Raw genomic sequence first — 12,835 nt, 5'->3', positions numbered from 1 at the left:
TTACACCAGCTGCGGTCGAGCGGCCTGCGGGCCGGCCCGCCACAGATCCTTTGTGGACTGCAGGGAAGCGTGGCTCATCCGCATGACGGCGTGATCCGCGAAAACCACGTCCGGACGCGACCCGAACACGTGGCCTGCACCGAACCAGGTCGTGCCGCTGCGCTGCCACACCAGGCCGTCCGGCCCTGCACTGAAAGCGTCCCGATCGGTCGACCACACAACACGCCCGTCGACCATCGTCGTGACGGCGCGGTCGGCGTAGCGGGCGCTGGTCCGCTCCTCCCATGCCGCATCGAGCACGCGCTCCATCGCCTCGACGTGGGTGAGCTGGTAGACCATCAAGATGCGCTCGGCGACGTCGGTTGGGGAAAGCGGCCGGCCGTTGAGGTAGATCACGCCATCACGCTTGTCCGCGTCGGCCGCGCCCGAGACCTGGCTGAAGCGCGCGAACAGGTCGCGCATGAGGTGGGCGCTGAACAGGGCGCAGGCCTCGAGCATGGCCAGGAACTCGGGCTTCTGCCAGTTGATACCGTCACCGAAGGTGGGCGGCGCGAACGGATCGAGCACCATGCTCACGCAGCGCAGCACGAACGCGCGGCGATCACGGTCCAGCGAGTCGCTAGGGGTGGCTCCTGAGGCGGCAAAGGCGCGACGCACCGCAGCCACCAGGCCGTCACCCAGCGCCTTCTCGGTACACAGGAACTGGCGCAGTCGCTTGCCGGCGTCCGGGGGCAGCTCCCCGGCAAGGTTTTCGTAGAACAGCGGCATCGCCGCGGCGGACATCAGGCTCACGATCAGTTCTCCGGAAGTAGTTCAACATCGTCGGTCGTGTATGGCGTCACCACGGCACCACCTGTCGGCTGGCTGAGCGCCACACGAAACACGCGCTTGGCCGTCCCGGTAAAGGCGTTGGTATTGATCGTGACCGTCTTGCTGGCCACGTCGCCCTGGCCCCAGTACACGGTCTGGTTGACGCCGCTGTAGTCGCGCCCGTCCTGAGCGGTACCAGACTGCGTGGACACCACCACCGACACCATGCCACTACCGCCATTGCGCGTGATCGAAACAGCGACCGGACTGCCGCCGGTGACGCTGTAGAACCCGGTGGCGAAAGTGATCTCGCCCGGACCGGTGGGTGCATCGGACGTCTGCGTGGGGACGGTCTTGTTCACGTCGGCCTCAATGGCCGCGGTGGAGCCTTGATAATCCATGTCGTCAAGGCGTTGCTCAGTGCGACCGCTGACGGGGACGCGGTTGGGGTTACCGTAGTTGTTGCCCGAGCCGGTGTAGAGGTCCTCGGCAACCTTCGGGTCCATGACGTCGTCGGGTAGAAAGCCACCCATCTGCATGCGCCCGATAATCTCATTGAGATCATCCTCGCTGCCGATGTTGAGGCTCATCATCTGGGCCATGGGAATGCCGGCGCAGTTGGGGTTCTTGGCCGTACCCATGTCTCCCACGCCTTGCTTGAGGAGCTCCTCGCGCATCATGCGGCTCATCGGTGAATTGAAGCAGCAGTAGATCTCCTTCTTCACAAGGCACGTGCCCAGCACCTTGCTCTGGCACCGCGAACCCAGGTAATGACAGGTACCCGCGTTACGCTGCACGGCCGTCTCGAAGTCCGAGTCGTCGCAATACCACTGCAGGTTTGGCTTGACCCGCGTGTTCTGGTCATTCATGAAGGCCTTGTTGACCTCGGCCATGTTGCCGGTTTCGTTACCGGACACATCACCGCCGCCACCGAGAAGGTTCTCGAAGCTCGAGGTGAAGGACTGCGACAGATCCCAGTGGTCAGCACCGGCGTCCATCTGCGACCAGGCGCCTTGCACATGATCCAGCAGCTTGGTGGCGTTAACCGCGGTCGCCTTCTTCTGGTTCTTCCGGTAAGCGTCCCACCAGCTCTTGTTCGCATCCGGGACGGGCTTCTTGCAGCACTTGAGCAGGCCACCGAGCATGTTCTTGCAGTCCAGCTTCTTGCCCGCCATGAACGTCAGCTTGTTCAGGTCGAGGTTGAGCGATTCCACACCGCCCATGCCATCGGGCAACTTGTCCTGGTGCTGGGTCTGCCACTGAATCGCTTCCTGCTCGGTCCAGCCGGGCGGGATCTGCGGCTTGGTGGTGGACTGTCCGTAGGCCAGGCCGGCCAATGCCATGCCGGCCAAGAGCCCAGCGAGCTTCCTGAGAATCTTCTTCATCTACCTACCCGCCTCCTACGGGTTCGCCCATGCGGGCACCAGCGACGGGTCCGTCGTCTGGGTCGTTGTCGATTGCAGGGATGTCGGGGCCGACGGGGTGCCCGTGTACTGCCAGTCGGTCAACACCGTGTTGGCCTTCGCCTGCGTGGCCAGGGTCTTGTTCCGCGAGTAGGACTCCTCGTCCTTCTTGTCGGGCGAGGTGCAGGAGCCGTCAAGGCACGCCTGGTTGCCCGAGCACGTGGTTACCTCCGTGACCGTGTGATCGGTGACCGGAACGCCCTTCGTGCATGCGTACTGATTGGTCTCGATGTAGCAGAAGCCGTTCGAGCCGCGGCCGCCGTCAGCGCAGTCGGTGGACTGGAGCTTGCAGGTCGGATCGTTTTCGAGATCCTCGCAGGAATCAGGCGAACCGGACCCCGGCGGCGGCGCCTCGACGCAATGGCGCGTACCGTCATCGTCATCCCAGCACACCGTGCCCTCGGTCTGGGTAATGCCCTGGCAGTCGTAGTGAAGCGTGGCCACCATGCACGTGCCACCATCGCCATCGAATAGCGGCGGCTGCTGCTGCACGACGTCCGCCGGAATGACGCCGCCAGCGACCGTCACGGGCGCGCGGGTGTCGCACGTCCAGTACACGCGGCAGAACGCATCGCCCATCAAAGAACAATTGCCGCTGTCCTTGATCTCGAACCCGTACACCGGGTAGCCGTCCATATCCCACGTCAGCGTGACCTTCGGCTGCCCCGGTGGCTCGGCTGCCCAAGAGGTGCGCGTCGTCTCGAACACAGCGATCCAGCCGTTGGCGTAGCTTGGCGCCTGCACCATCGTGACGGTCACGCCGGTGATCGGAAGCGACACCACCCATTTGAAGCTGTAGAGCTGGCGCGTGATGGGTAGCACCTGGTCCGCGATCGACACGGATGTGCGCTTGCCGCCGGTGCCAGAGCACACCTGGCCGTATTCGGCGTTGATGCAGGTGTTGCCTTCGCCCGGGTAGAGCTCGCCCCGTCCGGTGTTGACAATGTCGCTATAGGTCAGCGGGACGCCGCTGTCAGTCGTTCCCGGTGCCTTCTTGGTGCACGTCCACACCATCTTGCAGCTGGGGCTCTCGGCCGAAGCGTTACAGTCACCCGCATCCACCGTCCCCGTCGCGATCTTCTGCTCGCTGAGCACATCCCATGTCATGTGGATATGCGGTTTGGCCGGTGTCGCCCCACCGCTGATGTACTTGCGGGTGACGTTGAAGGTGGCGGTCCAGCCGTTCTGCAGCGTCGGCGCCGACACAAGGCCAACCGACAAGTTCGCGTCGGGATTGGTCACGTACCACTTGAAGGCCGAGATTGCGGTCGTACCGGCCGGCAGCAGGTCGCCGATACCGATGCTGGTGCCGATCGAGGATGACCCATTGCACACGCGGTTCAGCTCGCCGACCACACAGGTGTTCGCCGCACCAGGGAACAGGGGCGCTTTCGACGCCGCGAGCGTCGTTGACACTGCCAGCCCATTGAGCGTCGTCGGGGCATTCTGCGTGCACGTCCACTTAGTGGGACACGCGGTACTGCCGGTATCCGCGCAGTTTCCCGTGTCACCCACGCTCACGTTGGTGGTCGCAGTCGTGACGCTCCACGTCATCACGATGTGGGGTTTTGCCGGGACGTACGAGAAGTCCGTACGGGCCACAGAAAAGCCCGCGACCCAACCGTTGGCCTGCGTCGGCGTCTGGGTCAGCGAGACCGTTACACCGCGCTGCGGGTTGGTGACCGACCATTGGAAATTGGTCACTCGGATCGAGCTCACTTCGCCAGCCTGAGCGACGGGCAGGACGAAGTTGAACAGGGCCTCGCCGAGGCTCGTGCGCCCTGCAGGCACGAACTGTCCGTAGGTCGCCCCGGTCGGCACCTTGTCGCCAATCGAGATGGACGACCCCATTGACGCAGTGCCGCCGCAGGTACGATTCAACGCGGCCACGACGCATGTCGAGGAGGCGCCGGGATACAGCGGCGCTTTACTCTGAGCAAGTGCCGTGGTGACCGTCTGTCCATTTACAACGTAGGGCGCCGATGCGCTGCAAGACCATTTCGTCGGGCACTGAGAACTACCAGGGTCACCGCAGTTGCCGCTATCACCCACGGAAGCGGTTACTGAACCGACGTTGTAATAAAGGGAGAAAAAGTATCCATTGTTGTACTGCGTAAGTATCTTTTCGGTCCAGCTAACAACCGAACCACGAAGTACGACATTCGTAATGGAAACGCCCGGATCGGCCTGTAAAACATAACGGTTGAACACCGTGCCGGCAGGAACTGGTGTCGTATTGGTGATCGCATTATAGACAGACATATCAACCGACCTGTTGGTAACCAGCCCAACCTGGCCAGGCGGTCCGCCCTGATAATGGCTCAAGGTGAAGTACGTCGCGTACGCTTCTGATACGGTTCCTTGGACACTAATCGTCCGCGTGCATGAGAGCCCACCCATCTCCGTGCTGATCGGCAGATCGCCCTGCGCAGTTCCCGTCGTGGTCGCACTGGACGAGCTCGCGCTCATAATGCGCCGGCACGAAAGCCCGCCCGTCTCCGTCGTGATGTTCAGGTCGCCGTCACGCGTCTGGTGCAGCGTGTCGCGGTAGTAGCTCGCCGTCGTCTTGCGGGTGCACACCTGCCCAGTCGCCCCCTGCTCGACGAGCAGATCCGCCGTCTTGGTACCCGGCTGACGCGGCGTAGAGACGGTACCCACGCGGGTGCGCGTGCAAACGACACCTTGCTCCCGCGGCGTCAGGATCTTCTCGCACGTCTTGTAGTCGGTAATGTAGCCCTCGCTCTGCACCGGCGTGACGACAGTCGTGTCCTTGCAGTCCGAGAACGCCTCGCCGAGCACGTTTCCGTTCTGGGCATTGGCCAGGGTGTCCAACGAGCCCGTCAGCGTACCGTCGTTCGCGACGTCCGCCTTCGTCACGCTGTTGTTGGTCGCCGACGCACCTACCGTGCTGGATGCCTGCTCCAAGACGCTGGTCCCTTTGCCGGAGATCGCGTTCTGTTGGTCGTAGGTCGCCTTGAGGTCAAGCAGGTCCTCATGATTGTTGGCGTCCTGGAGCTTCTTGACGTAGTCCTTGTCCGTCGTGCTTGACCCGGGCACAAGGCGATTCATGTCGATCTGCGTGCCGTTGATGTTGGCCACCCCGGTCCCCGCCTCGCCACCCTCCGTGTAGCCGACGTTCGGCTTGGCCGCGAGCAGCGCGTCGCCATCGCTACTGCCGCTCTGAGTGGCGGAGGTAGTGGCTTGTGCGCTCAGAGGCGCCACGGTGGGCGTCGTATCCTGCGCAAACGCGCCGACGCTTACCGCGTAGGAAAGCGCGGCGCAGAGCGCCAAGGCGACGTACCGAGATGGCGAAATAATCACGGCAGATAATCCATTTCCATTATTCTAATTAGACTCTACATTACGCCTAGATAACCGCCCAAAGCTCACCAGAAGGTCATACAGCATTCGGTGTAAGACCACTCCATAATGACGTAATCTTCGCCCTTGACTGGGATATTCCGCCATTCTCCCCATTCAAACGTGCTCGCCCCTAACCAGTGATTACTGCGCTTTTCCGGCATGGGATAAAACGTCTGAAGTTTATATTGCTGTTTCGGAATGATCGGCTCAATCATGTTGTGGCAGACGGCACTATTGCCGTAGGTCTTCTTCGCGAGCGTCCGGCGATGCAGAGCACCCAACGCGCGGAAGGTGAGAAGAGACGTTGTGCGCGGCGGGCTGTCGTCGTCCACGACGTTGCCACTGAACGGATAGGCGTGCCCCCACGTACCGGCGCACCAGAACAAGAGTTGGATCGGCTTGTGGACGGTAGATGCAACCGCGTCGGCGGCACAGGCCGCGATCGCGATCGGATTGGCGAACAGCTTGGACTCCGGGGCCGTATAGAACGACAGCTCGTCGTCGTTCCACGTCGGGTCGATCTCGCTCAGGTACATGATGTCGATGTCGTACCCGCCCTTGCCGGTGCACACCGATCCGATCAGCGAATCGAGCAGAATGTTGACCGGGTACGCCCACCAGTGCCAGTTGTAGTAGCTGCCCTCGGACTCGTGATGCTGCTGGCCGCCGGGCTCATAACCACCCCAGCGCGCCAGGCCCGTGACGCCAAGCTTGGCCTTCTTCTGGATGAGCGCCCTGCCGAACACCGGGCTGCACCAGGGCTGACGCACCATCTCGAAGAGGTGCCGCGGCTGCCAGTAGCCCAAGGTGATACCGGGCGACGGAATGCCCATCGTCCTGCCCGGACATAGGCAGAAGGGTGCGGCCGTGTCGTCCGGCGTTTGGCCACCGCCGATCGGGATGCCCATGATCTTGATGGGGAAGAAGCACTTCCAGCAGACGTTGCGAATCATCGCCCCGGAGAAGAACTTCGAGTCAGGGCACGTGGCCGAAGTCCCGGTGATGTCGCTCGCGTCGCCGGCATGGGCGATCGTCGCCGCCCCGAGAAGTAGGCTCGCGCCGACGATCGCGCGCAGTAGCAGGGCTCTCAGCTTCGTCCTACCCACGTTGCCCATCCTTCGCCGAATCGGCAATGAGCTCGTCGCGAATGATGGTGACGTGTGCCGGGGCGTCGAAAGCGACACGGCAAGCGCCACTCTGGAACTGGACGAACTTGAGGTGCATGCGGTCGACGGTGCCGTCGCCCTTCGGAATCTCCACGGTAACGCCCTGCCCTCGCCGGCGCGTCAACAGCAACGCCATATCACTTCCCTCCCTGGTGCACCGGCACCTCAGTCACTACAAAACGATTCTTGGTTGCCGTCACGGTGCTCGGCACGCGCTCCAGATGAAACGCGTCGCGCACCGCGGCGTTTAGCATGTAGACCGGATGGTCCATCGCCACCTCCATGTCGACGTAGCCGTCTGCGCCCTTCTCCCGGTCCACCGCTGTGGTGATGAGCTTGACCTTCGCACCGCGCGCGGCGGCGAGCGCCTGGCGCGCGAAGTCCACTTGCGCAGGGTCCGTCGCGTCGTAGATGACCAGCGTTTGGTGGAAGCCGATCGACTCCAGCGGATTGAAGGCATCCCCCGCTTTCGCGATCACCTTGCCATCCGGCGTCACGATGTCCTTCGGCACGACGACCGTGGGGTCGATCTCGCGCACGCGGCGCGCGGTCGCGAGCGGAAGCTCGGTGAACGGCGCCTTTTTCCAGTAGCTCTCGGCCGCCTTCGCCTTCCAGGTCTCCCAGTCGAAGTCCTGTGCCTTCTGCTCGAACGCCTGGAGCAGGTCGATTTCGCTCACGGGGTAGGTCTGACCGTGTGAGCCGAGGTCGCCCTTAGCACCACCGGCGACCTCTCGGTCAATCCACGCCAAATCCAGCACGCCGCGCACGCTGGCCACCACGTTGCCGCTGGCGTCCAGCTTCTCGAGCGTCGGCACCGAGGTCACTTTGTGGTCGGTGAAGACGGTCGGATCGACTTCGATGTTCGGGATGGGCTCGTGCTTGACCGCCTGGTCCTTGACGTACCCGGCCAGCAATACCTGCAGCTGGGAAACCGTCTGCCCCTTCAGCGGGCCGCGCAGCACCAGCACGGTGTCGGCGCGCCCGGCGGCGTAAGCCATGGCCGCGCGAAGTCCGCCCGCCCCCATCGACTGGGAGACATAGAGGCGATAGGTGCGCTGCTCCTTCGGTCGTTCGGCAAATACCTTGCCCGACGCGGCCGCCACCGGCGACGGCAGGTTCATCGTGCGCGCGGCGTCGGAAAGGACCTTGCGCATGGCCTCCGGCGAGCTGTCAGCGATCGCCTTGAGATCCTCGCCATTGCGGGCCCTCTGCGCCGCGACCGCCGCGTCGGCAGACGCCTGCCACCCAGACCCGGCGTAGGCTTCCGGATGGTCGATAGCATCGGCGGCGCGCACCAGCCCGGCGCGGTCGGCCGCGTTCACGGAGGCGGCGCCCGCCGGCGCCGTCTGCGCTGTGGCCAGCCCGCAGTGGATGGCTAGCACGAACGCCACCACCGAAATGCATTGCTTCGTCACCATAGCGGCCGAGCCCTCGCGACGATCAGCGAGGTCTTGAGCAGACCCCAGTAGCGTCCGTCCCACGACCGCGGCTGCGTGCCGAGCATCAGCACGTACCCATTGGGCACCGTGTAGTCCTTCGTGACATCCGTCATGCCTACCTTTCCTTTCTCCATGACCGAGGGATTGAGTGGCCCCCAGTAGCGCCCGTTGATCGCGATACCAGCGGCGTCCACGTGGACCCGGTCGCCGGCGACAGCCGCGGCGTACTTGATGACGTGCGACCCCTCCCGCATCAGTGGAATGCGGTGCGCGCGATAGACATAGATGCTCCCTGCCTCGATGGCGTCCGGGCGGTGCTGGCCAACCGCGTAGACCTTCCACGGTAGACACCGGGTCACCTGCGGGTCGTAACCGAGGTGAACGAACGCGCCCACGGTCTCGATCAGCGCGATCCAGGCAATGGCGACCAGGCACGTCAGGTTGATCGCCTTCCTCCGGCTCCAGCGCGGCTTCTCAAGCTCAGCGGTGCTGTTCATGGGCACTCCCCGCAGCCTTCTCCTGCTCCGGCAGGCGCGCCTCGTACTCGCCGGGGAAGGCGTAGACGTAGGACGTATCCAACACAACGTAGCCAGCCGAACGTAGCCGGCGCGCCGCGTCCTGCACTCGCGCGACCGCGTCCTGCAGCTCCTTGTCAGTGCTGCCCGGCCGCAGGGACGCCTGGACGGCGGCCTGGACGTCCATCACCGCGATGCGTGGGCGCTCGGCCAGCTCTTCGGACAAACCCGTGAGACCGGCCAGGCGCAAGGCCACGGCGGCGACCACGACTGGCCATCCGAGAACGACAGCCCAGCGCACCGCGCCCCACGAGACCGACCCTTGGGTCTTGCTCATCTCGATGCTCATGCCGCCGACCTCCGCCCCTCGCCGCCGCCCTTGCGGTCGCGGATCACAGCCCAGATCGCGTCCTCCAGCGACAGGCCCGCCTGCTGGTAGCTGGCAATTGCCGCCTTGTCCTTGGCGTGCGAGGAGAACATAAGAGTGTTAAAGGGCGACTCGACCAGGCGACCGATGCCTGTGCCGAATGGGCCGACGAGCAGAATCTCGGAATACTCGCCCTGCACCGTGTGCACCGTCTCCAGAAGGCTGTATTCGACCTCCGACAGCGACAGGCGGCCGTTCTTCTTGGCCAGCGAGATCGAGTCGCGCTCCTGAGCGAGCAGAAGCTTGTGCGCCGAGTTCTCGACGATCGCCGCCGAGCCTTCGTTCTGGTAGAAGTCGTTGACAGACTGCGTACAAATGCCAGCGGCCGCGCCGAACTTACGCAGCTGGCGGTACCAGCTGATGATGAAGTCCTTGGTCTCGCCGGTGGCGATCAGGTTGAAGGCCTCGTCGATCAGCAGGACCTTCGGCATTTCGACCGGCAGGTTATCCATGCCCTGCTGGATCTGATACATGAGCTGGAGCAGCACCACGCGCTGCAGGTGCTGGCGGCCGGTCAGCTGCTGGAGCTCCAGCACCACCAGACGGTTGTCCAGGTTCACGTTCGACGGGCCGTTGAAGTAGCGCCCGTACTGGCCCTTGGAGGTAAACGGGAACAGCTGGTGCCCTACGTCCTGCAGGCGGGTGTCCGGCTCGGCTAGCAGGGCCTCTTCCAGGTGGTCGATCATGAGCCCATGCTGGTGAATCGCCCACTGCTCCGTCAGCACCCGCTGGACGCCCGGACTCTGGTATTCGTCGAATCCGCCCTTGGGCGCGGCCATGATCTGCAGGATGCCCAGCAGGATCTCCACCTCGTCCTCGAAGATCTTCACGATCGAGAACGGGTTGATGCAGATGTCCGAGTCCGGCTCGAACTCGATGTACTGGCCGCCGCGGTCAAGACAGGTCTTCTTGTAGGAGAAGCCCTTGTCGATGATCCAGGCGCGGCCGCCGATGCTCATGAAGTTGCTGACGATCGCATTGGCCATGAAGCTCTTGCCGGAGCCCGATTTCGCCGCGATCACGAAGTTGTTGTTTGAGTCGGTGTCGTACGGCGACCACGGCATCAGCTGACCATCGCGACTGATGAGCGTCAGCAGCGGCTGACGCGTGCCGCGCCAGCTACCGATCACGGGAAGCATGGGCACGACGTGCCGAGTGGCGTACGTGCGATAGCGCGTCAGAAACTTCTGGATGGCCCCCTCCGCCGCAAAGGGCAAGAGCTGGGCAAACAGAGGCTGGAGCGCGTAACGGTCGGAGAGCGCCTGGAACCCAAGCGTGCGCAGCATCGCCTGCACGTCGCCGGCGGCCTGAATGGCCAGGTCGTTTGTACGGCTGAAGACCGCGGCGCCCAGGTACGCGTAGATGATGCGATCGCCGCTGTCGAAGGCCTCGACCATCAGCCGCAGACTCTCGGCGCGCCGGCCGTATTCGGGCACGAAACGCGCGAGAGGGCCGCTGGCATTCTTGGTGGCCCACCCGAAGTCGTTGGTCAACGCACTGCGGCGCGACTCGTGATCCGGGTAGAGGATATTCACCGTGTAGAGCACCGGATCGCGCATGGCCTTTGTGCCCCGCATGATGTCGCCCATGTAGTACTGGGCCATGCCGGGAAAGAGCGAATCCGGGTAGCGCTTGACGCTCATGACGCGCACGTGAGCGTGCTCGCCGAGCTTGATCGCATCGGCGCTGTACTCGATGGCCGTGTCCGGGTCGAGAATCTGGTTGCAGAGCAAGACGTCCTCTTCGCACTCGGCAACCGCTGTGCGCCGCCAGATAGCGTTGGGGCTGTGGTTGAGCACCGTCTCCATGAACCGCACGTACATGCGATTGGTCAGTCGACGGAAGGGAAGACGGACGGCCTTCAAGGCGGCCTCGAAGTTCTGTCGCAGCTCACGGATCTTCTGCAACTGCGCGTCGCCCATTGGACCGGTGCCATGAGGGAGCGACACGCAGATCATGACCTGGAGCTGCCGCAGACGCGCGCCGGCGACCTGGCCGGCCGGCTCGAGGGTCAGCTCGCGCAAGTAGCGCACGCGCTCGGCCGACATCATGCGGAGCGTCGGCTCCTGCTCGTGCTTGCGGAGCTCGTTGAAGTCCCAAATCGTCGACTCGATGTCGGGCGACGCGTAGTGCATCACCTGCAGCAGCGCGCCGGTCGGGTACGGAACGTTGAGGAGCGTGTTGAGCGCCTCCATCGTCGACGTGTCGATGCCCGACAGGGGCGATGCCATCGCGCCGAATCCGATCCGGTCGGGCGAGATGACAAAAAGTCCCTCGTCGGCGTCAAAGGCGTGGACGACGCCAAACTGGCGAATCAGCGCCTCCTGGCGCTCAGCGTAACTAGGCACGTGCCCTCCAATCCTGTGGGAATCGTTGAAACGGGCCGGCCCAGAACGGGCCGGCCCAGCCACCGCGTCAGATGGCGAAGGAGAAGATCGTGTCGATGATCTTCGGGGCATAGGCGAGCACAGCTGCGAAACCGATGCCGATGGCCAGGGCCATCAGCGACTGCTTCACGATGCCGACGCCCATGCCGACGCCAAAGGCGGATACCGCCATGACCTTGCCGAGCGTCCCCTCCAGCCATCCGCGGATCTTTGCGTAGATGTCGTCGAACTCGGCGCCGTCACCGGTGCCGGCGAAGGCGGTCGCGCTTGCAATGCACAGCAGCAGAATCAGCAGGCCGTAATCGGCGATGAACAGCGTGGCGCGGTCGGCGTGCGACAGCTGCTTCTGCGGCTGCGACGCGTCGGTCAGGGAATCGGCCGTGGCCGGGTTGATGGTCGTTGCGTTCATGTCGGGAATCCTTGGTTATTCGCCACCTTCTGATCCCGTGCGGTGTGCCGTCGGAGTGGCTTTACCAACGCCAGCCGATGCGTCCTGCGCCGCGTCCTTACCGGGGGTTCCAAGAAGACGGAACAGACCAGAGTCGTCGGTCACGCGTTGCGCTACCGACCACTTCCGCGGCTCAATCTCCGTGAAAATGAATCCACTCATGTGCAGATCGCCAGCGTCGTCCTCCCAAGGGCGCAGGTAGATCCGCATGATCTTTGCTGCTTGCCGGAACGCATCCGGCGAACCATCAGCGCCCAACGCCGGTACACCCGGTCGCGGGCGGACAGCGGTCGACGAAGCGGGCGGCAGCGACGGTGTCGAAGTCGTGGCCAGGCGCGCCGTACCCGGCGCCACCACCGCCAGCGTTGCGCCATCCAGTGCCAAGGCCAGCGGCGGCGCCTTCGTGTAAGGGCGCCGTGCCGTGGTGACGGCGCGGCTTGGCGCGGACGCTTGCGAACGAGCGTGTGCCGGCGAAGCAACGACGGAGGCCTGCGCCGGCTCAGCTCCCGCAACTTTTCCCGCAGCGCGGCCTTCACGAGAGAGCTTCGCGGCCTCTTTCGGGTCGACGCCCTTGACCTCGTCGGCGTGGTTGGTCGCCTCGTACACCTCCATGGGACTCATACACGTGACGCCCGTCGGATTCGGGCAGGCGAACTTGCTGCCTCCGGAGGCGGCGCACCCGGCAAGCAATGCCAGAGCGAGAGAACCAAGGGTGAGATTGCGAATAGCGGACATGCGTGTCTCCTTGACGTCGCCATGATGGGCGAGTCCCTGCGGCGCGAAGCCGAGAATCGGGGGGATTACCTGGGTGCGTTTC

The 12,835-nt window shown here is 63.9% G+C and carries 11 protein-coding genes; all 11 read right to left on the bottom strand.

What is annotated here, in order from left to right; translation table 11 throughout:
* On the bottom strand, nt 1–792 hold the full coding sequence (locus tag AC3WTD_RS01400; RefSeq protein ID WP_235645310.1) for a hypothetical protein: 792 nt from the start codon (nt 790–792) through the stop codon (nt 1–3).
* A gap of 2 nt (nt 793–794) precedes the next feature.
* Nucleotides 795–2,195, bottom strand: a complete 1,401-nt coding sequence (traN, locus tag AC3WTD_RS01395; RefSeq protein ID WP_235645311.1) for a conjugal transfer protein TraN — start codon at nt 2,193–2,195, stop codon at nt 795–797.
* A gap of 15 nt (nt 2,196–2,210) precedes the next feature.
* Entirely contained in the window at nt 2,211–5,594 is a 3,384-nt protein-coding gene (locus tag AC3WTD_RS01390; protein ID WP_235645312.1) for a hypothetical protein, read from the bottom strand.
* A gap of 65 nt (nt 5,595–5,659) precedes the next feature.
* Nucleotides 5,660–6,742: a TraU family protein gene (locus AC3WTD_RS01385; protein WP_235645313.1), complete on the bottom strand. Its 1,083-nt coding sequence runs from the start codon at nt 6,740–6,742 to the stop codon at nt 5,660–5,662.
* Nucleotides 6,735–6,938, bottom strand: coding sequence for a carbon storage regulator (locus AC3WTD_RS01380; protein ID WP_235645314.1), 204 nt, complete (start codon nt 6,936–6,938; stop codon nt 6,735–6,737). The genes AC3WTD_RS01385 and AC3WTD_RS01380 overlap by 8 nt, the downstream gene beginning before the upstream one ends.
* Before the next feature lies 1 nt (nt 6,939).
* A complete protein-coding gene (locus AC3WTD_RS01375) occupies nt 6,940–8,220 on the bottom strand; it encodes a TrbC family F-type conjugative pilus assembly protein (RefSeq protein ID WP_235645315.1) in 1,281 nt (426 codons plus the stop codon).
* Nucleotides 8,214–8,738, bottom strand: a complete 525-nt coding sequence (locus AC3WTD_RS01370) for a S26 family signal peptidase (RefSeq protein WP_235645316.1) — start codon at nt 8,736–8,738, stop codon at nt 8,214–8,216. Before AC3WTD_RS01370 ends, AC3WTD_RS01375 begins: the two co-directional genes overlap by 7 nt.
* Entirely contained in the window at nt 8,722–9,105 is a 384-nt protein-coding gene (locus AC3WTD_RS01365) for a hypothetical protein (protein WP_235645318.1), read from the bottom strand. The genes AC3WTD_RS01370 and AC3WTD_RS01365 overlap by 17 nt, the downstream gene beginning before the upstream one ends.
* Entirely contained in the window at nt 9,102–11,531 is a 2,430-nt protein-coding gene (gene traC / locus AC3WTD_RS01360; protein ID WP_235645319.1) for a type IV secretion system protein TraC, read from the bottom strand. Before traC ends, AC3WTD_RS01365 begins: the two co-directional genes overlap by 4 nt.
* A gap of 67 nt (nt 11,532–11,598) precedes the next feature.
* On the bottom strand, nt 11,599–11,979 hold the full coding sequence (gene traA, locus AC3WTD_RS01355; RefSeq protein WP_235645321.1) for a TraA family conjugative transfer protein: 381 nt from the start codon (nt 11,977–11,979) through the stop codon (nt 11,599–11,601).
* A gap of 15 nt (nt 11,980–11,994) precedes the next feature.
* Complete coding sequence (locus AC3WTD_RS01350) at nt 11,995–12,753, bottom strand: TraV family lipoprotein (RefSeq protein ID WP_235645322.1); 759 nt, start codon at nt 12,751–12,753, stop codon at nt 11,995–11,997.
* Between the last annotated feature and the right edge of the window lie 82 nt (nt 12,754–12,835).

The sequence above is a fragment of the Rhodanobacter sp. FW106-PBR-R2A-1-15 genome, from assembly GCF_058789735.1.
This window is presented reverse-complemented; position numbering and strand designations above follow the sequence as displayed.

Coding starts and splice junctions, on each gene's coding strand:
- traN (WP_235645311.1), bottom strand. CDS start 2,195: ATGAAGAAGATTCTCAGGAAGCTCGCTGGGCTCTTGGCCGGCATGGCA.
- AC3WTD_RS01380 (WP_235645314.1), bottom strand. CDS start 6,938: ATGGCGTTGCTGTTGACGCGCCGGCGAGGGCAGGGCGTTACCGTGGAG.
- AC3WTD_RS01375 (WP_235645315.1), bottom strand. CDS start 8,220: ATGGTGACGAAGCAATGCATTTCGGTGGTGGCGTTCGTGCTAGCCATC.
- AC3WTD_RS01370 (WP_235645316.1), bottom strand. CDS start 8,738: ATGAACAGCACCGCTGAGCTTGAGAAGCCGCGCTGGAGCCGGAGGAAG.
- AC3WTD_RS01365 (WP_235645318.1), bottom strand. CDS start 9,105: ATGAGCATCGAGATGAGCAAGACCCAAGGGTCGGTCTCGTGGGGCGCG.
- traA (WP_235645321.1), bottom strand. CDS start 11,979: ATGAACGCAACGACCATCAACCCGGCCACGGCCGATTCCCTGACCGAC.
- AC3WTD_RS01350 (WP_235645322.1), bottom strand. CDS start 12,753: ATGTCCGCTATTCGCAATCTCACCCTTGGTTCTCTCGCTCTGGCATTG.